Source organism: Trichocoleus sp. Lan, assembly GCF_039961855.1.
In the GTDB taxonomy this organism is placed as follows: domain Bacteria; phylum Cyanobacteriota; class Cyanobacteriia; order Cyanobacteriales; family FACHB-T130; genus FACHB-T130.
The window spans coordinates 82,163-103,130 of record NZ_JAMPKA010000019.1 but is presented as its reverse complement, the minus strand read 5'-3'; the positions used below and the strand labels follow the sequence as shown (position 1 = coordinate 103,130).

General features: G+C 48.0%; 23 protein-coding genes and 1 tRNA gene. 9 read left to right on the top strand and 15 right to left on the bottom strand.

Annotation, left to right across the window (positions count from 1 at the left end):
- Window positions 1–48: 48 nt before the first annotated feature.
- Window positions 49–1,062 (bottom strand): SGNH/GDSL hydrolase family protein, encoded by a 1,014-nt coding sequence (locus NDA03_RS17810; protein ID WP_348238740.1) that lies wholly within the window; start codon window positions 1,060–1,062, stop codon window positions 49–51.
- 281 nt (window positions 1,063–1,343) lie between these two features.
- On the opposite strand from NDA03_RS17810, the gene NDA03_RS17805 reads away from it, so the two are divergent.
- Window positions 1,344–1,541 carry a hypothetical protein gene (locus tag NDA03_RS17805; RefSeq protein ID WP_190414739.1) on the top strand — a complete coding sequence of 66 codons (198 nt, stop codon included), beginning with the start codon at window positions 1,344–1,346 and terminating at the stop codon, window positions 1,539–1,541.
- 201 nt (window positions 1,542–1,742) lie between these two features.
- Here the strand turns inward: NDA03_RS17805 and NDA03_RS17800 are convergent, their stop codons facing one another.
- Window positions 1,743–3,125: a cytochrome P450 gene (locus NDA03_RS17800; protein WP_348238739.1), complete on the bottom strand. Its 1,383-nt coding sequence runs from the start codon at window positions 3,123–3,125 to the stop codon at window positions 1,743–1,745.
- Between the two features lie 217 nt (window positions 3,126–3,342).
- On the opposite strand from NDA03_RS17800, the gene NDA03_RS17795 reads away from it, so the two are divergent.
- Both NDA03_RS17795 and NDA03_RS17790 read left to right on the top strand, forming a co-directional pair.
- A complete protein-coding gene (locus NDA03_RS17795; protein WP_190414741.1) occupies window positions 3,343–3,975 on the top strand; it encodes an AAA family ATPase in 633 nt (210 codons plus the stop codon).
- 5 nt (window positions 3,976–3,980) lie between these two features.
- Window positions 3,981–4,640: a hypothetical protein gene (locus tag NDA03_RS17790; protein ID WP_190986258.1), complete on the top strand. Its 660-nt coding sequence runs from the start codon at window positions 3,981–3,983 to the stop codon at window positions 4,638–4,640.
- Between the two features lie 305 nt (window positions 4,641–4,945).
- Here the strand turns inward: NDA03_RS17790 and NDA03_RS17785 are convergent, their stop codons facing one another.
- Window positions 4,946–6,067, bottom strand: coding sequence for a site-2 protease family protein (locus NDA03_RS17785; protein ID WP_348238738.1), 1,122 nt, complete (start codon window positions 6,065–6,067; stop codon window positions 4,946–4,948).
- A gap of 271 nt (window positions 6,068–6,338) precedes the next feature.
- Here NDA03_RS17785 and NDA03_RS17780 point away from each other — a divergent pair, with 271 nt between their 5' ends.
- The 3 genes from NDA03_RS17780 (at window position 6,339) to NDA03_RS17770 (ending at window position 8,245) form a co-directional block, all read left to right on the top strand.
- Window positions 6,339–6,836 carry a 2TM domain-containing protein gene (locus NDA03_RS17780; RefSeq protein ID WP_348238737.1) on the top strand — a complete coding sequence of 166 codons (498 nt, stop codon included), beginning with the start codon at window positions 6,339–6,341 and terminating at the stop codon, window positions 6,834–6,836.
- Between the two features lie 366 nt (window positions 6,837–7,202).
- A complete protein-coding gene (locus NDA03_RS17775) occupies window positions 7,203–7,682 on the top strand; it encodes a hypothetical protein (protein ID WP_190414745.1) in 480 nt (159 codons plus the stop codon).
- A gap of 131 nt (window positions 7,683–7,813) precedes the next feature.
- Window positions 7,814–8,245 carry a hypothetical protein gene (locus NDA03_RS17770; RefSeq protein WP_190437457.1) on the top strand — a complete coding sequence of 144 codons (432 nt, stop codon included), beginning with the start codon at window positions 7,814–7,816 and terminating at the stop codon, window positions 8,243–8,245.
- A 103-nt stretch (window positions 8,246–8,348) separates the two neighbouring features.
- Here the strand turns inward: NDA03_RS17770 and NDA03_RS17765 are convergent, their stop codons facing one another.
- On the bottom strand, window positions 8,349–8,750 hold the full coding sequence (locus NDA03_RS17765) for a DoxX family protein (RefSeq protein ID WP_348238736.1): 402 nt from the start codon (window positions 8,748–8,750) through the stop codon (window positions 8,349–8,351).
- A gap of 201 nt (window positions 8,751–8,951) precedes the next feature.
- Complete coding sequence (locus NDA03_RS17760) at window positions 8,952–10,160, bottom strand: NupC/NupG family nucleoside CNT transporter (protein ID WP_190437462.1); 1,209 nt, start codon at window positions 10,158–10,160, stop codon at window positions 8,952–8,954.
- 157 nt (window positions 10,161–10,317) lie between these two features.
- On the opposite strand from NDA03_RS17760, the gene NDA03_RS17755 reads away from it, so the two are divergent.
- Both NDA03_RS17755 and NDA03_RS17750 read left to right on the top strand, forming a co-directional pair.
- Window positions 10,318–11,148 (top strand): N-acetylmuramoyl-L-alanine amidase, encoded by an 831-nt coding sequence (locus NDA03_RS17755; RefSeq protein WP_190666606.1) that lies wholly within the window; start codon window positions 10,318–10,320, stop codon window positions 11,146–11,148.
- Window positions 11,149–11,292: 144 nt separating this feature from the next.
- On the top strand, window positions 11,293–11,937 hold the full coding sequence (locus NDA03_RS17750) for a molybdenum cofactor guanylyltransferase (RefSeq protein WP_348238735.1): 645 nt from the start codon (window positions 11,293–11,295) through the stop codon (window positions 11,935–11,937).
- A 72-nt stretch (window positions 11,938–12,009) separates the two neighbouring features.
- On the opposite strand, the gene NDA03_RS17745 is transcribed toward NDA03_RS17750, so the two are convergent.
- From NDA03_RS17745 to NDA03_RS17700, 10 genes are all read right to left on the bottom strand, one after another.
- Entirely contained in the window at window positions 12,010–12,657 is a 648-nt protein-coding gene (locus NDA03_RS17745) for a hypothetical protein (protein ID WP_348238734.1), read from the bottom strand.
- A 293-nt stretch (window positions 12,658–12,950) separates the two neighbouring features.
- Window positions 12,951–14,123 carry a molybdopterin-synthase adenylyltransferase MoeB gene (moeB, locus tag NDA03_RS17740; protein ID WP_190414751.1) on the bottom strand — a complete coding sequence of 391 codons (1,173 nt, stop codon included), beginning with the start codon at window positions 14,121–14,123 and terminating at the stop codon, window positions 12,951–12,953.
- 98 nt (window positions 14,124–14,221) lie between these two features.
- Window positions 14,222–14,716 carry a Mov34/MPN/PAD-1 family protein gene (locus tag NDA03_RS17735; protein WP_190414770.1) on the bottom strand — a complete coding sequence of 165 codons (495 nt, stop codon included), beginning with the start codon at window positions 14,714–14,716 and terminating at the stop codon, window positions 14,222–14,224.
- A 375-nt stretch (window positions 14,717–15,091) separates the two neighbouring features.
- The gene (locus tag NDA03_RS17730) at window positions 15,092–15,820 is read right to left on the bottom strand and encodes an ABC transporter ATP-binding protein (RefSeq protein ID WP_190414752.1); all 729 of its coding nucleotides are present in this window, start codon (window positions 15,818–15,820) and stop codon (window positions 15,092–15,094) included.
- Window positions 15,821–15,910: 90 nt separating this feature from the next.
- Window positions 15,911–16,135 (bottom strand): 4Fe-4S dicluster domain-containing protein, encoded by a 225-nt coding sequence (locus tag NDA03_RS17725; RefSeq protein ID WP_190414753.1) that lies wholly within the window; start codon window positions 16,133–16,135, stop codon window positions 15,911–15,913.
- A gap of 178 nt (window positions 16,136–16,313) precedes the next feature.
- The gene (locus NDA03_RS17720) at window positions 16,314–17,537 is read right to left on the bottom strand and encodes an ATP phosphoribosyltransferase regulatory subunit (protein WP_190414754.1); all 1,224 of its coding nucleotides are present in this window, start codon (window positions 17,535–17,537) and stop codon (window positions 16,314–16,316) included.
- Window positions 17,538–17,677: 140 nt separating this feature from the next.
- Window positions 17,678–18,649, bottom strand: coding sequence for a J domain-containing protein (locus NDA03_RS17715; RefSeq protein ID WP_348238733.1), 972 nt, complete (start codon window positions 18,647–18,649; stop codon window positions 17,678–17,680).
- A gap of 113 nt (window positions 18,650–18,762) precedes the next feature.
- Window positions 18,763–19,587 (bottom strand): inositol monophosphatase family protein, encoded by an 825-nt coding sequence (locus tag NDA03_RS17710; RefSeq protein ID WP_190427486.1) that lies wholly within the window; start codon window positions 19,585–19,587, stop codon window positions 18,763–18,765.
- A 60-nt stretch (window positions 19,588–19,647) separates the two neighbouring features.
- A complete protein-coding gene (locus NDA03_RS17705) occupies window positions 19,648–20,142 on the bottom strand; it encodes a thermonuclease family protein (RefSeq protein WP_242033038.1) in 495 nt (164 codons plus the stop codon).
- Between the two features lie 52 nt (window positions 20,143–20,194).
- Entirely contained in the window at window positions 20,195–20,563 is a 369-nt protein-coding gene (locus NDA03_RS17700; protein ID WP_190414758.1) for a 2Fe-2S iron-sulfur cluster-binding protein, read from the bottom strand.
- Window positions 20,564–20,626: 63 nt separating this feature from the next.
- On the opposite strand from NDA03_RS17700, the gene NDA03_RS17695 reads away from it, so the two are divergent.
- Window positions 20,627–20,711 (top strand) — tRNA-Ser (locus NDA03_RS17695).
- Window positions 20,712–20,968 lie beyond the last annotated feature (257 nt).

Below are 20,968 nucleotides of genomic sequence, written 5' to 3'. Positions count from 1 at the left end.
GATCGCGTCCTTCTTATACTAGCCACGCAGGAAAGGGCAAATCGCTTCTTAGGATTTGTTTTTCATCCCCTGAATGCGCGTCACGATTAATCCGCCACCAACAGCACCTAATAATATAATCCCGCCTACTGCGATAGTAGGTTCAACCGTGGTTTGAGAGCTAGAAACTGTGCGAGGTTCGAGCGTAGATTTTAGCGCTGGGAAGGCTAATTCTACAAATAACTTATGGGCGGCAGTCGTAGGATGAATGCTATCCCAAAATAAATATTCGTTTGGATTGTTACATATTTTGGATCTGCTAACGCAGGCGTTGGTTACATTCGTAAAACCGAATTTTTTTGGATTGTTGGTGACTTGATTGTAAAGAGAATTGACATCAAGATAGGTGATTTTGATATCAGAGTTGAGTTGCTGACGCAAACCGTTGAGGGATGCGGCTAATCCAGAATTATGCTTCTTTGTTAAAACGTTGAGGGAGCCGGAACGTTGAGTTGTGCGCGTGCCGGGAAGCTTTCCTAAATCTGGTAAGTTAACAACTACGATATTTTTTGCGCCTGCTGCGGAAAGGGACTTCACCGCGATCGCTAAATTGTTAATTGGCACGGTAGAGTCGGTAGCGCCTCTTAGGTAATCATTCGCACCAGCCCATACAACATACAGAGCCTTAGGATTAGCCGCGGAATGGGTTGCCTTAAAGCTCTCGATTTGTGCCAGCAATCCAGGGGGAATCTGCTTAGAATTGCCTGTAGTCGCGCCTCCGTAGGCGAAATTCGTCTCTGTACTGGATTTTAATTTCAGCTTAGAGGCGAGATAATCTGTCCAAACCGGGCCATTGGAATAGCGTCCTTGAAAGTAGGGTGGGCTTGGGGGATAGTGCCCGTTGGTAGCCTTTAATACATTGCCAACATCGGAGAGGCTATCTCCAAAAACATAAATCTGATTAAAATTCTGTGCCGAAGCCGGATTCGGAACTCCCAAAACGCTGAAGAGCGTGAGAAGCGCAAGGACGCGCCGAGGCTTTGCGATCGCTGCTTTAGCAGTAGCCATCCACAACTTTTTCATGAACATCCCCAGAAACTCCGATTAGAGTTATCACCAGCCGCTTTCTCCTTGTAGCAAAGTTTCTGGAAGATGGCTGAGCGAGTAGCGATCGCTTGACAAACTGTGCTTGTCATTTGCAATTCATCCATAAACGCGATCGCGCTTATGCTTGGGGACTTTCAAGTCTTTACCCTAACTCATGTTTCAAAAATGTAACTTTAGCTACTTTTTGCTGAAAATGTCATTAAAATATGACTTATACGGTCTTACCGCGCACCCGTTCTATCAGCAGAGGTTGTCTTATGCCAGAACTTATCTGTACTGTTCCCGTTCCCAAAACCCCACAAGAATTGGAACAAGCCGTTGAGCAATACATCACTAGCGATATCAGCGGTACTGAACTCATTTGTAAGTGGCAAGCCATCCGCGATGCTTCCCTAGATCAAGACTTTTGCGTGCCTACTGATAGCGACCAAGTTGCAGGCGGAGACAGCTATTAAGTTACATCTATTGACACGGATTGGGCGCTTAGGAGTATGGGTTGATTAACCCCCCATTTCCGGCGTAGGGGTATGGCAATGCCATACCCCTACAGATTGGGACTTTTGTAAGTTATTTAGTCCATGTTCATTGGCAATAAATCGATAAAAACTCCCCCAGATGAGCTGAGGGAGTTTGATTTTAAGTTTTCAAAAACCGAATTACACCGAGACTGGAGTATTTACAAGCTTCTTTAGCCGAGGAGTTGCAACCATTTTCATTCCTTCCGGTGCGGCTAAAGTCAAACCCCGACGCACTGGAATCACCGGACGCTTATTAACGAGCGACACTTGAAAATGCGACACAATTGTCGCGAGAACCAATTTCATTTCATACATGGCAAATGCCATCCCGATACAGCGACGATTTCCGCCACCAAAAGGCAAATACTCGTATGGAGAAAATTGCCGTTCTAAAAAGCGCTCTGGCTTGAATTGCTTCGGCTGCGGAAAAGTTTCCTCCCGATGGTGGGCTAAATAGATACTGGGGACGATAACCGTTCCTGGGGGCAATTTGTAGCCGGATATCTCAATGGGCGATCGCACAACCCGAATAAAAGTATTCGCAGCAATTGGATAGATACGAAGCGTTTCAGAGCAAACCGCCGTTAGATAGGGTAGTTTGGCAATGACACTGGGATCTGGATCGGCGTCAACCGAGTCCAACTCGGCGAGCAGTTTTTCGCGCACCTGCGGTAATTGGTCAACCCAGTACAAAGCCCAAGTCAGTGCAGAAGCGGTGGTTTCATGTCCGGCGACTAGCAGAGTCATTAACTCATCGCGTAACTCTATATCCGTCATCGGTTGACCCGCTTCATCGCGAGCAGACATCATTAAGCTGAGGATATCTTGCCGATTCGGGTTAGCTTCCGCTCGACGTTCCGCAATCTGAGCGTAAATCAGTTCGTCAATTTGTTTTATTTGGCGCAGCATCCGACCCCAAGGACTCCAATCGCCTAAATCTTGTTTAAGAAACTCAAAAAAGAAGGCGCTGGAGTTGAAGCGAGAAGTCATTAAGTCCAGGGTTGAACCGATTAAGCTGCGTAGTTGTTCCAAACGCGACCCCTCATCTAGTCCAAACACCACCCGTAAGATGACGCGCAGGGTGATTTCTTGCATCGACGCACGGATGTTGAAGGGTTTGCCAACCGTCCATTGATTCATCACCTGCTCGGCGATTTCAGAGATAATCTGACCGTAAGCCCGCATCCGTTCGCCGTGAAAGGGAGGGGTTAACATCTGTCGTTGGCGCTGATGGCGATCGCCATCCAGCAGGAGCAGAGAATTTTCTCCCATTAAAAACTCTAAGCCGCTGTTCCCCCTCCCAGCGTCTAACTGACTAGAATCAGCAGTGAAAATCGTTTGTAGGTCTTGGGGTTGGCTGAAATAGACAATCGGAGTCCCCTGGCTTCCCTGGATGGTGAAGGTGTCACCATAAGCTTTTGCATAATCATCCAGGTACTTGATGGGCTGAAAAATAAATTTCATTAACCGCAGCGATCGCGGAGTGTTTGGCCCCTTAGGCAGGTTATGAGTGAGTTCCATTGAGGCGTTTTGTGTTCAGAGCTATTCGATTCTATTGTGGCGAGTTTGGAGGGCGGAGTGTTGACTTTCAACCCGATGTCCTCAGAGGGCGATCGTTCGCTTCTCATCGTAGCGATTGACAAAGGTTGTGCCAGTCAAGCGCTGCGCTAAGGCACAAAAAGCTCCCCTCGATCCCATTAAGCGGTATATTCGGTGGAGTCAGCATCACAAGCGAGCAGTGCCAAGAATAATTGCGATTCTCAACGGTAAGGGAGGAGTCGGTAAAACCACTACAGCAGTCAATCTGGCTGCAACCTTCTCGGAAGAAAAACGGGTTCTTCTGGTCGATGCAGATATTCAGGGTTCGGCGACTTGGTGGGTTGAGCGTAGCGAGAAAGGAATGGGCTTCGATCTCGCTCAAGAGACAGATCCAAAACTTTTAGGTCGTTTACGTAAGATAGAAGGCTACGATTTAGTAGTAGTGGATACGCCTCCAGCATTGCGATCGGAAGCATTAGCGGCGGTAGTAGCGATCGCTGATTATCTGGTTTTACCCACGCCTTGTGCGCCGATGGATCTGGCTGTACTCATTGAGACAGTAAGGGAAACCGTCATGCCAGTTGGAATCGCCCATCGGGTACTTCTGACAAAGGTGGATGCGCGAAGTTTGGGGGAAGCACTGGAGGCTCAAAACACACTTCAAGAGCTAGGAATTCCTGCTTGCCATAGCTTTGTCCGTGCCTACAAAGCCCACGAACGAGCGGCTCTTGAGGGGGTGCCGATTCATCAATGGGCGGGGAAAAAGGCGCGGGAGGCGGAAGCAGACTATCGCCGCGTGGCTAATGAAATACAGCGTGATTGGAGAAACTAAAAATAATGGCTAAAAAACGTATCTCAGACTTACTACACGAAGAAGCACAAAAATCCCCAGATTCAGAAACTGAACCTGTTCTAGAGGCGACCGTTGAGGAAGTTATAGAAGTGGAGGCGGAAATAATAGAGGATTCATCAACAGATACGCCTGATAAAACTCCTGCTAAAAACTCAAATCCAACGAAGGCTGACTTAGAAGCAAGTGTGACAGAGTTAAAAACAGCTCTGGATCAAGCACGCGAAAGGGAAGAAGCTCTACAACAGCAAATTACCAATTTGCAATCCAATTTGGATGAGCAAAAATCTCTGATGGCTGACTTAAAAGGTGTTGTGAAGGAAACCCGTAAAGTGGAAGCTTCTTTACACCAGCAAATTGCCAATTTGCAGGCGGATTTGGATGAGCAAAAAAAATTGCTAAACAAGCATCAAAAAGCTCAAGAGCAAGCCAAACAGTTGAAAACAGAGCTAGAGCAAGCCAAAAAAGCAGCGATGCAACTTGCAGAAGCGAACTCTAAGCTAATTGAAGAAGCCAATGCTCTACACAAAGCGCCGCAAGCTGCTCAACCACAGAAGCACAAAACATCTGAGCGGGTATCTAACATCTTCTCTGAACCTCCAACCGATGAGCCTGCTGATTTTGCCTCAAAAAGTTGGTTGCTGTAAATACTCTTAGTAAAGAGGGCGAATAGAATTCGCATCTATACAGACTAAACCCACCTATGCGGGTTTCAAAAGTCCGCGTTAGCGTAGCGTGCGCGTTAGCGCATAGGCGGATTTTGTTGAATAGAAGCGAAGCAACTTCTGCCCCCCGTCTTCTTGAAGGGGGGTAAGGGGGTTGGCGTAGCCGCGATTTCTAATCGCCAGGAATATTTGCAAGATTGGGATGTATAGCAGTAGGGGCGGGTTATTAACCCGCCCCTACATCTAAGCGCACTTGTTATTTAGCTGAATTCAAAATCCGAAATTGATTAAGCAGGATTTGCTTGCGCTCTTCTCTGGAGTAAGTTGAGAATCGAAGCTTTTTCCAGAAGTCCTACTAGCACGCCGTTTTCACGAATCACGGGTAGTTGAGTGAGTTTTTCTTGTTCTAGTAGTGTCACCACTTCTAGTAAAGATTGATCGGATTTGACGGTTGTGGGGAATTCGACGGGTTTTGTTAGCTGTGCGACAGATATTTCAGTCCACTGGGAAGTCGGGACGGCTTTGAGATCGTCAACTGCGATCGCTCCCACTAATTGTCCTTCCTCATTGGTAACTAAGAACCGCGACGCTTCGTTTTTGCCAATGATGTACTCGTTAACAAACTCTCTCAGGGAAAGCGACTCAGATACAATCGGGCTATCACTCATGACTGCATCTTCTGCGGTCAAAGCGGCTAGTTGTTCTTGCACTCTGGCAGCTTGAGTTGCTCGACCCGCGTTTTGCAGTAAGAACCAACCGATTAACAAGTTCCAGAAGTTAAGACCGCCGCCTAATAGTAGCGGAACCAGACCAGAAGCGATCGCTATCCAACCAATGACTTGACCGGCGCGACCCGCAAACACGACACCTTTATAAGGATTGCCGGTGATCTTCCAAACCAACGCCTTGAGGATATTCCCACCATCCAGGGGCAAGCCAGGAATCAGGTTAAACAGCGCCAGCACTAAGTTGACGTAAGCCAGCACTCCGAGGATTGCTCCAAACGGCCCGGAAATGCTCGTGGTAAAGCCAATCGCGCTAATTAGACCAAACAGCGCCAAACTGACTAAAGGCCCTGCGATTGCCAGCCAGAATGCTCCTGCTGGGGTCTTTGATTCTTTTTCTAAGCTGGCGAGACCACCAAACAGAAATAAGTTGATAGATTTAACTTCAATTCCCTGCTTGATAGCCACAAAACTGTGTCCCAGTTCGTGCGCTAAGACCGATGCAAACAACAGCAGCGCCGCAATTAATCCCAGTAGCCAGGGTAATCCCCCGCCGAGTCCGGGAAATTGAGCCGCTAGTCCACTGCCATAACTCACCGTCACCCAAGCCAGGACAAAGAACCAGGTTGGATGTACGTTGAAGGGAATTCCGAATAAATTGCCGACGCGAATCGTGCCGTTCATTACGCCACCTCTGCTTTAACATCTGAGAGGCTTAAATTGAACCTCTCTTTCTTGCACCTCTTTATCGTAACGATATGTAACGAGGATTTTAATCTTTCACCTACCGTACTATCCGTCCGTTAAGGTTCGGTTTTGGAATAGCCTAGTGTGAGGCATTCTTACTTTTGCCTCGGCATAATAGAATCAGTACTGCTCTTGAAAGGCTGACTTCTGCATCACGTCCTTGGGGCAGAAAAGCTCTCCCAACCTCGACGACCGCAGGTGCCTTCCTATGCCCGTCTCCGAAACTCAAATCACCCGCTCTTATAATCAAGAACAGATTCAGCAAATTCTCCAGATAGCGATCGCGCGTCAAACTGACGATACAGAATTTACCCGCGAACAGCTACTGGAAATCGCTTCTGAATTAGAAATCTCTCCAGAGTGCCTTCAGGTGGCAGAACAGCAGTGGCAAGCCAAACAGGGAGAAATCCAAAAGCGGCAGGATTTTAATCTCTACCGGCGCAGCAGATTACAGAAACAAGCTGGCAAATATACAGTTATCAATTCGTTTTTGATGCTGCTGAATATCGTGAATGCTGGTCAGCTTTCTTGGTCTTTATATATCGCCTTATTCTGGGGATTAGGTCTGGGGCTTAATGCTTTGAATACCTTTCAATCTGGAGGCGAAGATTACGAAAAAGCCTTTCAGAAATGGTATCGTCAGTACCAATTGAAACAATCACTGACCACTGTTTGGGATAAGGTTCTCAAAGCTTGGCAGACTTAAAACAGATTCCCCTAGCGAAGAGAAATTTGCGGCTACGCAAAGGAAGGGGGTTGGAAATCAGTCTTTATGAGCGAGAATTTTGCCTAGAGACATTGTATCAACCTCTTTAGATTCGGTAACGCACGCTTGGCAGATATGCCAAAGGCGCGATCGCGTACAGCCCTTTGGGCATGAAAACAGCGAAGCGAAGCGTTAGCCTCGCGCTGACTTGTCAGTTCTCATTTTCCCCCAGTCAGCATATCTCCTACAGGAACAGCTTTCGTTTGCCTTAAAATAATCCTGTCGGCTTGGTTAAACTAACCAGACTTTTACGGCTAGACAAGTTACGGCTAGACAAGTTCTCTCTGCATTCTCCCTGCATTAGATATGGTTCAGTACACTCTCGCACAAAGCCCAGAAGTCATCCTGACTGTTTCAGGCAAAGATTCAAAAAAAGCCCGTGAGAAAGCGATGGAGCAGCTCATGGAACTCATGGATGCAGACAAGCTACCCACCGATCTTGAAGATGGATTTAGTCCGGAACAACTGATTGAAGTCAAAGAGCTGGAAGCGGATGGGACTAGCGATGAAGACGCCGTAACCCAAGCTGTACAAGTTCTGAGCAACCTTGCCACACTGAAGCTGAAGGTGCAGGAATCACGCGCCGAGGCGCTCAAGGTTCGCGCTCAAGTAGATATCCTGTTTTCAGAAAAGTCGGTGAGTGAAGAGGAAATCGCGCAACTCAAGGACGGTTTTAAGGTTCTCAAAACCTTTGCTCAAGTGAATCTGCGCTACCACGAGGCTCGCTCGAAAGCAGAGCAAGCTCGGAGCGTGTTAGATCAAGCTTTAAAATCTCCTGAGAGCTAATTTCTCTGCTTAGGCGCATCCGCTGCGCGATCGCGTCAGCGAAAATTCAGACTTGATAAGCGATCGCGTTGTTGAGTTTTTCTCTCATTCGCAGCGCCAAATGCATCTGTAACCACCCAAGAAGATAAGCAATGATTCAATTTGGTAAAACTCCTTCTGATTCCGGAGAAAAAAGCTGGCGAAACCAGCTGGCTCAGTTTGTCAAAGCTAATCAGCAAGAATTGGCAGCATTATCTTGGGGTTTGTGGTTAGAAAATGGAGACACTCAAGGTTATCTAGGGATCGATGTGCAACCAAAGCCGCATTTCGTCTATTGTCCAAAAGAGGCGATAGAAACACTCAATAATAAAGTCGAAAACCAGCTTCAGGAGATGGTAGGAGTTGTGGAGGCTCATAACCCTGAAGTGGAGGTTCTGATCATTGGAATTGGTGAGGGGCAAATAAAGCTGGTTCAGTTTCAACCAGAACCTCCACCTCCCGCTTGCTTTGAGAAAGTCGCCGCAGATGTTAATACATTGCTAGAGCGATTAGAGCAGCAGATGGGCGAGCAGATACAAGGTTAAATCCTAAAAAGCGATCGCGTCAGCGTATGTCTTCTTAGTGTTGCTCGCACGCTTGCTAGTGAGGGGAAACGCGATCGCATCTTTCATCAACCACGTTAGCGAGTTAATCAGAACGCTTAGATGCCATCTGTTCGTCTAAACTCACTGGTCCAGACCCAATATAGTACACCATCAGTAATCCCCCGATAATTGCTAAATTTTTCATGAACGCAATCACCTGCATTCGGTCGGCAAAATCGGTGTGAAAAATTAGCGTAGCCGGAATCATAAAGATAATTAGCGCGATCGCTCCCCAACGCGCTTTATAACCGAGCAATACAGATAATCCGCCAGCCAGTTCAAGAATAATTGCTGCAACGAGCAACAATCCTGTCAGCGCTTCCGGGATGTCCTTGCTAGCCATAAACTGTTGCGTGCCACTAAAGCCCGTAATCTTATCAAAGCCGGATTTCAAAAAAATGGCGGCGAGGAAAGCTCGTGCTATGAGGGGGATGTATTTTTCCATATTGACCTGCGATCGCTTCGCTTTTAACTTACAACAACATCCGGGCGGGAAGCAAAGTAACGGGATAAGCGATCGCCTTCACCACCGCCGATGATATCCTTTGCTGCGACTACCCGAACCTCTAGCTATAGCGAATTAACATAACAATAGTGCTTCTAGAGAATTAGTGCTTCTAGAGAATTCTTCAACTGAATGCCTTGCTCACAATAATATTCCCGCGATCGCAGCGGTCATAAAACCCGCGAACAAACCGCCTATCATCGCCCTGACACCCATTCTCGCTAAATCTTTTTGACGGTTCGGTGCCATCCCGCCAATCCCGCCGATTGTGATTCCAATCGAGCCAATATTGGCAAAGTTGCACAAAGCGTAGGTTGAGATAATTACCGCCCGTTCGGATATCGCCTTCTGCTCAATCAGCGTCTTCAGATCCAGATAGGCGATAAAATCATTCAAAATCGTCTTTTTTCCTAACAACACCCCCACCTGAGCGCAGTCAGCCCAAGGCACTCCGAGCAGCCACGCAACGGGAGCCATTACAAAAGACAACATCCACTCCAAGGACAGCAAAGGCACGCCAAGAAGCCCCCCCAACCATCCCAGGAGCGCATTGACGAAAGCCAGTAACCCCAAAAAGGCAATAATCATCGCCGCGACATTCACTGCCAGTTTCGTCCCGTCAATTGCTCCCCCAGCCGCTGCGTCAATCGCATTCACAAAGGTACTCTCCACCTCTATCCCTGCCTTGCCAACCGTCTTGGGGACTTCCGTTTCTGGATAAAGCAATTTTGAGGCAACCAGCGAAGTCGGGGCAGTCATGAAGAAAGCGGCAATCAGATGTGCCGGTGGAATCCCAAAGGAGAGATATGCCCCTAATACGCCACCCGCAATTGTCCCAAAGCCCGCGGTCATTACTGCATGAAGTTCTGATTGCGTCATCGTCGCCACATAAGGCTTCACCAGTAACGGTGACTCAGTTGGCCCTAAAAAGACGTTCCCCGCACACGATAAAGACTCAGCCCCTGATGTTCCCATCGTCTTCATCATGACCCACGCCATCCCATTCACCACTCGCTGCACAATGCCGTAGTGGTATAGCACCGTGATGAAGGAAGAAAAAAAGATAATCGTCGGCAGCACTTTAAAAGCAAAAAAGTGTTCGACAAAGTTATCTCCAAAGACAAATTTGGCACCCACATCAGAGAATTCTAAAAAGCGGCTAACGACATCGCCGAGAAACTTAAATACAGCTAAACCGCCGGGAGTTTTCAGAATCAGCAGTGCAAAAATAAACTCTAACCCAAGCCCCCAAAATACCGGACGCCAACGCACAGCACGCCGGTTCACTGAGAAGGCATAAGATAATCCCACAAAAACAGCCAACCCCAGTGCTGAAATCAACCGCTCCATCGACTCTCTCAGGGCTAAGTTACAATACGGCGTATCATAGCCTGGATGTGTGGGCAAGAAAGTATCAGCTGAGCCTGCGGATTCTATCTTTGTGGGGATGGATCGGAATGAATTACGACAACATTCAAGGCCATTAGAATTCTGGAGAGATCGTAAAATGGTACGAATTTTTCTTTCCGCTGGACATGGTGCTGGCGATCCGGGCGCACAATCTGGAGGCACTACAGAAGACAGAGAAATGAGGCTTACCCGCGATGCTGCGGTCAAGGAAATGCGATCGCGCGGTTTAGAGGTTTCCTCTGTTCCCGATTCCCTGAGTTTGAAGGAAACGATTACTTGGATCAACGCCTACTCCCGCCGTGGCGACGTCGCTTTAGAAATTCACGCCGATTCCGTCGGGAACACCAATATCCGGGGTGCCAGCGCCTTCTATACTGATGGCAACGAGCAACGCGAAACCGATGCCCAGTTGCTGCTGCAATCCTTACTGAAGGCAGTTCCCAGTTTGCCGTCTCGTGGGGTTAAATCGGATATTGCCACGGGTGTTGGTAGTTTAGGTTTCTGCCGTCAAGTGGATATTCCCTCTGTGCTGATGGAGTTGGGGTTTATTACCAATCCAAGCGATCGCTCTTTATTTCAAACGAAGCGTCCAGACTTCGCCCGTGGATTGGCGGACGGTCTAGAAGCATGGAGTCGGAAGGAAGCTCAGAGGCAGGGCTTAACGCCTCCCCCTCCTCCTAGCTACCCCGTTATTAGTGTCAAAATCAACGCCCAGCTATATCAAAATCAAGGAATTTTGGTGAATGGGAATGCTTGTATTCCGGTTGTTTTCCTAAAGTCTTTAGGAATCGATCCGAGTAAAGTCGCAGACTTCCGCACCACTACTCACCGGAATCTCGAATATATCAAAGCGGTAGATTTGCAGCCATTTAAAGTATCCGTTAAATGGGACAATCCAACCCGCACAGTCGTTTTAACAACCTATTAATTTGCTTTCAATTTATTGGGTCATGGGTAATTTATAATCGGTTAAATTTTTGAGTTTTGAATAAATCACTCATGACTCACCGCTTATGCGCGATCGCTCTAAAATTACCGATTCCCGATTCCCCGATTGTTCAATGAATATTCAATGAACCCATCCTCGGCTGTATCGCTGACAGCAATTGTTTTGGCAGGTGGAAAAAGTTCTCGTATGGGGCGGGATAAAGCCTTGATTTCTGTTAACGGCGTTCCCCTGATTCGGCGGGTTTGTGAAATTGCCCAAGCGTGTGCTTCAAAAGTGTATGTAGTAACGCCGTGGATCGAACGATACCAAGATATTGTACCCAGCACCTGTCAATTAATTCAAGAAGTCGGGACAGGAGAACCCCGCCCTTTTTCTACAGAGGAGAAACCCCACGGGCCACTGATTGGCTTTGCCCAAGGACTCGCGCCAGTGCAAACAGAATGGGTGCTGTTACTTGCTTGCGACTTGCCCAATTTAAAAGAGGAAATTTTGCTCAATTGGGTACAGCATTTACCTGAGGTGCCAGAAGATTGTATTGCCTTTCTTCCCCGACATCCCAAAGGCTGGGAACCGTTATGCGGTTTTTATCGCCGTCGCTGTTTGTCTAGCTTGACTGAATTCATTAATAAAGGGGGCAGATCCTTTCAGCAATGGTTGTCTCAACATCTCGTACAAGAACTGCCCCTAACCGAGCGATCGCTCTTATTTAATTGCAACACACCGGCTGACTTGGGAGAGGTAATGGGTAATAAGAGTTTTGAATTTTGAGTTGTAGAGACCCGATAAACTTTTTACCTTTTACTCATTACCCACTACCGATTACCCATTACCGATTACCATTTAAGGATTAACCGGCGCAGCCGGAACAACGGGTTCTGCTTCCAAATTGGGCAAAGGTGACAACTGAGGAATAGGTGCCTGTGGCGGCGTAAAGTCCGGCGTCGGCTTCGCGGGTGGCGGTGGCGCAAAGGTGGGGGATAAGTTGCGGGGCAAATTATCTGCGGAAATGCAGGTATCCAGCGCCTTAGTGGCAGAAATCTCTAACTGACGATTCAAGCCAACAACGCATTCAGCAAAGCGGATGGGTAGGAGGCTACGACGACAGGATTCGAGTACCTCAAGCAACGGCGGGTTTTTGGTATCTTGGGAAATATTAATCACGCACCTGCCTAACTCGATGGGACGTCGCACCCTGAGACAGGCAGCTAGAGCATCTTGTGAGGCAATCTGAGTTTCTCGGTTAATATTAAACACGCAAGCGGATAAATCTGTGGGTTTAAGGGCATCCGAACAGCTTGAGGCAGAGAGTTCTGTAGAGATACCAACCGCCCTTAATTCAGCAGCGCAGTATTGAAAGGGGCTGAAATGGGTGGCGGTGGCAGGAACGGTCTCAACAGCGATCGCCAAAAATCCTGCGGTAAGGGCTAGCCCAGTCGTGGATAATCGTCGGGAACGAGACAAGGCACGTTCGCTACTTTTGTTTTGCATGATAGTTCTACATAAGTAGGTCACAAGCTATCCTACTTGGACATTGGTAGCAGTTTGCACCTTTGCACTCAGTTTAATGTTATCGGCTGCAACTAAAAATGGGCTTGGGAAAGCGAACCGACAGGTCGGCGCTTTGCTATCGCACTCCAAAAGCGAATAACAATCGAACCCCACATCTGCACCCAAGAAGTTAGCAAGTTAAAATCTAGAATCAAATCTAGAAAAATAGAGACGTTCTCACAGAACGCCTCTATTAAAGGTTACTAAATTCAAAGCTGTAACCTTAAACCTTTTTAGTATTCAGGCACCGAAGGGTCAATTTCTCGACTCCAAGCGGTAATTCCGCCTTTGACGTTGGTGCCTTCTATTCCAGCTTGTTTCAAAATACCCAGCGCCTTCGCCGAACGTCCACCCATCTTGCAGTGGGCAATCAAGCGATGACCGTTGAGCAATTCTTTCACTTGGGCGACACCCGCACCGTTTTCAATATCGGGTAACGGCACCAAAACGGAACCCGGAATTTTAGCAATTTCGTACTCGTTAGGATTGCGAACATCAAGCAGGACAAAATCATTTGCACCGCTATCGAGCAATTCCTTCAATTCCCGAACTGTCATTTCTGACATTTCCATCTGCTGTTTTGCCTCTTCTGCTTTTGCTTGTGGAATACCGCAGAATTCTTCGTAATCAATTAACTTGTCAATGACTGGTCTTTCCGGGTTCGGACGCAGTTTCAGTTCCCGGAACTTCATTTGCAAGGCGTCATACAGCAACAACCGCCCACTCAGGGTATTCCCCTGACCTAAGATGATTTTGATGGCTTCAGTTGCCTGGATGGTGCCAATCACGCCGCACAGAACGCCGAGAACGCCTCCTTCAGCACAAGAAGGAACTAATCCGGGTGGTGGCGGTTCCGGGTAAAGATCGCGGTAATTAGGACCCCCTTCGTAGTTAAATACTGTTGCTTGTCCTTCAAAAAAGAGGATGGAGGCGTAGACGTTGGGCTTGTTTAACAGCACGCAAGCATCATTCACTAGATAACGTGTGGGGAAGTTATCGGTGCCATCTACGACAACATCGTAGGGTTCAAGGATTTGCAGGGCGTTCTCTGAACTCAGGCGGGTTTCGTACAAATCAACTTGGCAATCAGGATTAATTTCTAAAATCCGGTTTTTTGCCGATTCAATTTTGGGTTTCCCTACCCAAGAGGTGCCGTGAATGACTTGCCGTTGTAAGTTGGAACTATCAACGACATCAAAATCGACAATGCCGATGCGTCCGATACCAGCAGCTGCGAGATACAGCAGCAGGGGCGAACCCAGTCCACCTGTACCAACACACAGGACACTGGCGGCTTTGAGGCGTTTTTGTCCTTCCAGTCCAACTTTGGGCAGGATTAGGTGGCGAGAGTAGCGTTCGTATTCTTCTTTGGAAAGCTGGATTTCATCCAGATTGGGATTGAGCATGGCCTTTTAGTGAGGGCAGACAGAGTTAACAGCCTATCAAAAATACAATAGTCTTTGTATCCTTGGGTCTTAATCGTTTTTAAAATTAAGTTATTAATCTAGGTTGTTTCAACAATTATCATTTCTTCAGGCTGGAACTGGTGGGCGTCGTCGAGACTCCAGTTGCGAAGATCGCCAGCTTTACCTTGTTGAACAGAGACAATAATATACGAGTACACTGACCACGCACACGCCCGATCGAATTCCGAAGGAATTGCTGGATGGTCGGGATGGGAGTGGTAGATTCCAATGATATCGAGTGGGCTGGGCGAAGCACCGCGTCCCTGCTTTTGTGCTTTCAGCATATCTTCGGGAGCGATCGCGTATCTGTCTCGCTTATCTGAACCCAGTTTGGCGGAACCTTCAATTTCTTGAAATACTTCTACTGCTTCTGCATTCCAGCGATTCTCGGTTGGCATGACTTCCACTACGGTTTTGCCATCTTCCGCCAGTTTACCCAGCAGCAAACCGCAGCACTCTTCGGGATAGGTGCTTTCGGCATGGGTGCGGATGGCTTGCAAATGCTGAGGGTGGAGTTTTAATACTGCCAAGATGCCAAATCATCCTGCGCGAGACGTGGAACTATTGTATGCCACAGATGTCTCTCGTTTTGATTGTCTGACTATCTGCTTTTCTTTCACAACAGCCTTGCTTCTATAGGAATTTTGAAGAAAATCTTCTCTCTTCTCGCTGCTGCCTTGTCTATCAATTCGTTGAGATTGAAACGACAAATTTTATCGGGAATTCAATCAAAAATATTTTTAATTTCCGGAGGGTTGCTGTAAAATTCCAGAAGTTAATTGTATTGTTCTAAATTTCAGCAATATATATGGGCGCATAGATTCCAATTATCAAAAATATAGTACCAAAGCGAACAATATTTGTATAGTGCCAATTTCTTTAATTTTTAGCAGCGATCGCTCAATGCGTCAGTGAGCTTTACCTGCGCCCAGATACAGTTCTCCTACCTTCGGGTCGTTCAAGAGTTCGGAGCCGGGACCTGTGAAGCGATCGCGTCCTGTATCCAGCACATAACCCCGGTGTGCCATGCCTAAAGCTTTCCGGGCATTTTGTTCCACCAGGACAATTGCTTTGCCCGTTTGATTAATCGCTTGAATCTGCTCAAAAACGTTATTGACCAATAAGGGAGACAGCGCCGCAGAAGGTTCATCCAGCAGCAACAGAGTAGGTTCCAACATCAAAGCTTTTCCCATCGCCAGCATCTGCCGTTCTCCCCCTGACAGAGTTCCAGCCCGCTGATGCCGCCGTTGAGCCAGAACGGGAAAAGTGGTAAAGATATGATCCTTAAGTGGTTTCAAAGGGACGTTGCGAATAAACGCGCCCATCTCCAGATTCTCTTCCACCGTCAGCGATGGGAACACATTCGAGATTTGCGGCACGTAGCACATTCCCCGCCGAACAATTTGATCCGACTTTAAGCCAGCAATATTTTCGCCTTTGAAAGTAATTTTGCCTTTATGAGGGTTTAAAAGTCCAAAGATAGTCTTTGCTAATGTTGATTTTCCGGCACCATTAGGGCCAATTACGGCAACTAATTCACCTGGATATATCTTGAAATTCACCCCTTGAAGGATATCCAAATCTTTGACATATCCCGCCCAAACATCTTCAACTTCTAATAAAGGTTCATTAGTCATTCGTTCTTATTTATTATTTAATATTTATTTTTTATGGTTCATGATGTATTGCAATTCCTGCATCAACCATGAACCATGAATAATCAACAATTAGGGTGTTTTTTGCAAATCGGGGCGTTCTTCGGGGACAATTGCGCCTTCCACGGGGCAGACTTGTAGGCAGATGCCGCAGTCAATGCAAGTGGAAAAATCAATCCAGTACCAGTCAGTCCCCTTCGTGTTTTTGCCAGGTCCTTCGTGAATACAGGCAACAGGGCAGGCATCGACACAATCAGCGACGCCTTCGCAGGTATTAGTAACAATCGTATGCGGCACAGTGTTCTCTCTCTTGGGATTGGCAGACGGCTGCTTCTATAGCCTACCAAAGTCTTTTGAAAGCTGATAGCTGAAACGAGACTTTTTAAATGCAAAAGTACGCAAATAAAGGTGAAATTTTGCAAGAAAAAGCGCCTCCCCTTTGCGTACCTCTGCGCGTACCTTTGCGTTAAAAAATCTAACTCAGCGTCTCAATTTTAGTAGCACCCTCAGCTTCCACCCAGGCAATGCGACGGATGTGACGGCTACGGGCATATTCTCGCACATCTTCAGGCGAGCGCTCCCCTAAATCCATTTCCACTCGTACCAGATGAATAGAATCTCTCAGGGTTTGGGCGTAGGCGAACGCTGCCAGATAGGCTTGGGGAGATGAAGGAACGACTAACCAATCACTCGCGGGCGTTTCGCGGGGTATCCCAGCCTTCGAGAGCAAGACTTGATATAAGTCTTCAATATTCAGCGCAAAGCCAATACTGGGGTAAGTTTGCCCCTGGGGATGATAGAGTCCCAGCAGTTCGTCATAGCGTCCACCCTGGGCTAAAACCCGTGCTTGAGTGTCTGTATCGCTAACGACTTCAAACACAATGCCGGTGTAATAGTTAAAGGTTTGGATCAAGCTGAGATCCAGAGTTACGGGGAAGCTTTGCTGATGGGAACAGCCTTCATTGAGAAGATCGATCAGGGATTTCAGAGTATTGACTGTTTGCCGCTCAGATTCTGCTAAATCTAGGGTGGAAACTTGTTGCAGCACATTAGCAGGATGTCCCCGCAGCTCAAATAGAAATAAAGCTCGTTCTCGCAATTCGGGGGAAAGGGGCAGAGTTTCCAGTGCGATTCGATCGAGATGCGCGATCGCCCGTCGCACTTTTTCTTGCAGATGAACTGGAAACGGAGAAAAAAGCGATCGCGTTAACCCCGCTTCTCCCAAAATTACCTGCCACTGGCTTAACCCCAGACACTTCAAGCAGTCTCCCAGCAACAACAGCACTTCTGCATCTGCCAAGACACCCCCCGCACCCAACAGCTCTACCCCTGCCTGGTAAAATTCCTGCTGACGTCCGTAATTGCTGCCCTGCGAACGGCGGAATACATTTGCGTTGTAGTAGAGGCGTTGCGGATAAGTAACACCAGCCATCCGCGTCACAGATGCACGGGCGATCGAAGCCGTCAGTTCTGGGCGCAGTCCCAGCGTCCCCTCCTCAGCATCCTGGATTTGAATCACTGTGGAGCGCTGGATTGCTCCGCCTGCCATCAAAGTATCCAACCGCTCTAGAGTGGAGGTGATAATCCGGTGATAGCCCCAGCGGTGATACACCTGCTGCAACCGATCTTCAATCCAGCTTTTTTGAGCGACATCGAGAGGCAGCAAATCCCTCGCGCCTGCCGGGGGTTGATAAACCATTCAGTCGTTGTTTTTTGTTAGTTGACAAGCGATTTTCAAGCGAAGTATTCACGATTAGCGAGTTGACGGTTTGACTCTAGCTCTCACCGAGAACTTCCAAACATCTAATAGCCGAGTTGCTAATCGAAGAAATCGCTTTCTTATTTCTTCTTACCAAACATACCAAATAAACCGCCTCCAGACTTATCCTCCGGCTTGCCCTGCCCTGGCTTGCCCTGCCCTGGCTTAGGCGGCGTCGTTGTCTTGCCACCCGCAACTTTTTGTGCCAGCTTGTCTAGTGCCTGTTTGCCCTCTATCCCAATCGGATCTTGAGGGTTTAATTTCAAAGCTTGGGTGATATGTACCTTCGCCATTGTCACCTTAGGCGGAGTTTGCTTCAAATAAACCATCCCTAATAAGCTATGGCAACGGCTATTGTTCGGCTCCATTTTCAGGGCTTCCCGCAACTCTATCTCCGCCTTCGCAAACTGGTTCTTCGTTATCAACTCATCAGCACGACGGAAATAGGGTTCCGCCACTGATGATGGTGTTGGTGTTGGTGGCGGTGGGGGCGGTGGGGGCGGCGATGCATTTCCGCCAGCAGCCCCCGTGGCAGGACGTTTATCTGACATCATCGGGGTTGCTACCCCAGAACCCCCCTTCCGCCTCAGATAAACCATATTCAGTTCGCTGATTTGAGCCGTCACTTCTAGGACTTGGCTCAAAGATTCATATTGCGTTTGTGCTAGCTTTTGCAGTGCCGTTTTATAGGAATGCTCTAAATCGCCCCCCGCTTGAGCTAACTGTTTCGCGGTTTCACCTTGGGGTTGAGCGTTCGCCCCTTCCCCAGCCAAGCGCTTACCCATACGCCCGACCATAACCACGTATTCTGCCCGCGTGCGATCCTGAGACAGTTGCTCGTAGGCAGGATTTACCAATTTTGACAACATCTGGCTGGCACGCTGTTTTTCTGCTTCGCTTTCAGCCTTGCAACTATCCGGATGCAATCTCCGGGCAATTTTGAGATACCGTTTGCGGATGTCATTGACGCCTGCATCTACTGGCACCCCTAAAATTGCGTGGTGGTCTGTGAAATCAAACTTGAACAGTCCACGGTCGATCCGAAATGACATAGCCCGCTGTCCCACCGTCAGAGCCGAATATTCTTTCTAATATACTTCCCTTGCGAAACCTATGTGTGACCTTGCTTACAGAGAAGCCTGATTTTTAGCACTTTGCCATCTACTTATTGCCATCTACTTAGAGGTGTAATTTGCAAAAGTTCTTGACTGAGCTGTGGGTGTAGATAACCATTTGTCGCCAAAATCCGACCGGAATGAATCGCTAAAGGACTCCCATCATAGGCGCTGACTTTGCCCCCAGCTTCCTCCACGATTACCACTCCGGCTGCCAGATCCCAAGGCTGTAAACCCCTTTCCCAGTAACCATCCAGGCGTCCGCAGGCAACATACACGAGATCGATGGATGCGGAACCGCTGCGCCTGACCCCCTGAGTGAGATGGGTAAGGTGACAAAATTCAGCGTAGTTATTGTCTGCTGTTTCGCGTCGATCGTAAGCAAAGCCGGTGACAAGCAAGCTTTTGCTCAACTCGGCTGTTTTGGAAACTCGGATGCTCCTCCGGTTGCAAGTGGCTCCTAAGCCTTTGGCAGCGCGATACAACTCCTGATGAAATGGATCGTAAACGACACCGACTTGGGGAACTCCGTCAATCAGTAACCCGATTGAGGCGGAGAAAAAGGGATACTGATGAGCATAATTCGTGGTGCCATCTAGGGGATCGATTGCCCAGAGGTATTCGCTGTTAGTATCTCCCAGTTGCCCGGATTCTTCTGCCAGGATTTGATGGTGGGGAAAATGGCGATTGATGACTGAAAGAATGGTGGCTTCGGCGGCTTTATCTGCTTCGGTTACGAGGTCGCCTGGACGTCCTTTTTCTTCAACGGCTTCTAATTTGCCCCAGTAGCTTTGCAAGACGGCACCAGCAGCTAGCGCCGCCTCGGTGGCAATATCTAGAAAAATTTGCAGTTGGTCAGGGGTATGGTGTGTCATATTTGTGGCTAATAGCTAATGGCATTGAACAATGAATAATTAGCCATTCGCAATGAGCCGTTAGCGATTTTGACGCCGAAACTCTGCTGGAGTCCAGCGCATGGGTTTTTCTGGGTTCCAAATGCCTTTGCCCATAATTCGAGCATATTCTTGAGCGGTGGTGAGCCGTTGGTCATATTTGTTGTTGAGCGATCGCGGTACAAACACATACCCTTCTACCACCATCTGCTCGTTCAGCAATACCCCATCTTTCCACACATAAGCTAACCGGCGCTCAAACTGGTCTTTGCTCGATCCATCCGACTCTAACAAAACGGATTGTCCGCCAATCAACTGCTTGAGCCGCTCTTGAGCCGCCGATCCCCAAGGCTGCTGTTTCATGTCGGGTGCCTCGATTCCCAGCAGCCGCACTCGCTCTACCAAAGCGGATTGCTTGCTGGTATCCAGCACTTCCAGGGTTTGTCCGGTGACAACCCGCTCCACCTTCACGGTGACGCCTGTCGGAACTTCTTTCGCTTGGCAACCGACCAAAAAAAACCAAAAACCAAAAGCCAAAAGGCAAAAGAATTTCCTCTTTTGCCTTTTTGTTTTTCGCGATCGCCTTTGGTTATTCTTCATCCAGCGGTAAACCGAAACGGACTTTGCCCTTGCCAAAATAGCGACCGAACTGGAGTTCGTAAACTTCATCCTCATCCTGAGTTTCTACTTCCAAGTCGGAGCGGGGATAACTTACGCAGAGTAGAGCATAGCCTTTGTCGCGCAGTTGCGGAGAAAGCCCCATTGCTTCTGGCTGATGGATTTCCCCTGAGAGGACGCGCACGGCACAGGTGGTACAAGCGCCATTGCGACAGGAAAAAGGCAACTCGACGCTCTGATGCTCGACGCTAGATAGGATATAGCGATCTTCTGGCACCTGAAGGTCATGGTGAGTGCCGGTTTGGCGATTGCGTATCCGAATGGTGTGGTAATTCGTCATAGTTTTAGTGTATTATTAAAAATCGCAGCTTTGAGTTGCACATTTCAAAATAAATAAACCTCTGGAGAGGTGGCCGAGTGGTTGAAGGCGCAGCACTGGAAATGCTGTTTAGGGCAACTTAACGTGGGTTCGAATCCCACCCTCTCCGTTGAAAATCAAAACTCAGCATTGCTGAGAGGCTTATCGCCCTAGAAGTATCCTCTGGGGCGATATTTATTTTTGGGGAGCGCTTCAGTATCAGCGCGTGAATCCCCAGCAGAAAAAGCGATTGGTATTTGATTTTGCAGCAGGAGTGTTGACGTTGGTGGGGTAAGAGCGATCGGATTCAAATTTGACTAGAGAGAAAGACGCGATCGCGCGTTTTGAATAAATTAGAAGTGCCTAATAAAAAACAATAAAAAAAGG

Coding starts and splice junctions, on each gene's coding strand:
- NDA03_RS17745 (WP_348238734.1), bottom strand. CDS start 12,657: ATGCAAAACAAAAGTAGCGAACGTGCCTTGTCTCGTTCCCGACGATTA.
- moeB (WP_190414751.1), bottom strand. CDS start 14,123: ATGCTCAATCCCAATCTGGATGAAATCCAGCTTTCCAAAGAAGAATAC.
- NDA03_RS17775 (WP_190414745.1), top strand. CDS start 7,203: ATGGTTCAGTACACTCTCGCACAAAGCCCAGAAGTCATCCTGACTGTT.
- NDA03_RS17800 (WP_348238739.1), bottom strand. CDS start 3,125: ATGGAACTCACTCATAACCTGCCTAAGGGGCCAAACACTCCGCGATCG.
- NDA03_RS17710 (WP_190427486.1), bottom strand. CDS start 19,587: ATGACACACCATACCCCTGACCAACTGCAAATTTTTCTAGATATTGCC.
- NDA03_RS17700 (WP_190414758.1), bottom strand. CDS start 20,563: ATGACGAATTACCACACCATTCGGATACGCAATCGCCAAACCGGCACT.
- NDA03_RS17765 (WP_348238736.1), bottom strand. CDS start 8,750: ATGGAAAAATACATCCCCCTCATAGCACGAGCTTTCCTCGCCGCCATT.
- NDA03_RS17780 (WP_348238737.1), top strand. CDS start 6,339: ATGCCCGTCTCCGAAACTCAAATCACCCGCTCTTATAATCAAGAACAG.
- NDA03_RS17730 (WP_190414752.1), bottom strand. CDS start 15,820: ATGACTAATGAACCTTTATTAGAAGTTGAAGATGTTTGGGCGGGATAT.
- NDA03_RS17810 (WP_348238740.1), bottom strand. CDS start 1,062: ATGAAAAAGTTGTGGATGGCTACTGCTAAAGCAGCGATCGCAAAGCCT.
- NDA03_RS17755 (WP_190666606.1), top strand. CDS start 10,318: ATGGTACGAATTTTTCTTTCCGCTGGACATGGTGCTGGCGATCCGGGC.
- NDA03_RS17805 (WP_190414739.1), top strand. CDS start 1,344: ATGCCAGAACTTATCTGTACTGTTCCCGTTCCCAAAACCCCACAAGAA.
- NDA03_RS17790 (WP_190986258.1), top strand. CDS start 3,981: ATGGCTAAAAAACGTATCTCAGACTTACTACACGAAGAAGCACAAAAA.
- NDA03_RS17760 (WP_190437462.1), bottom strand. CDS start 10,160: ATGGAGCGGTTGATTTCAGCACTGGGGTTGGCTGTTTTTGTGGGATTA.
- NDA03_RS17715 (WP_348238733.1), bottom strand. CDS start 18,649: ATGTCATTTCGGATCGACCGTGGACTGTTCAAGTTTGATTTCACAGAC.
- NDA03_RS17720 (WP_190414754.1), bottom strand. CDS start 17,537: ATGGTTTATCAACCCCCGGCAGGCGCGAGGGATTTGCTGCCTCTCGAT.
- NDA03_RS17785 (WP_348238738.1), bottom strand. CDS start 6,067: ATGAACGGCACGATTCGCGTCGGCAATTTATTCGGAATTCCCTTCAAC.
- NDA03_RS17770 (WP_190437457.1), top strand. CDS start 7,814: ATGATTCAATTTGGTAAAACTCCTTCTGATTCCGGAGAAAAAAGCTGG.
- NDA03_RS17750 (WP_348238735.1), top strand. CDS start 11,293: ATGAACCCATCCTCGGCTGTATCGCTGACAGCAATTGTTTTGGCAGGT.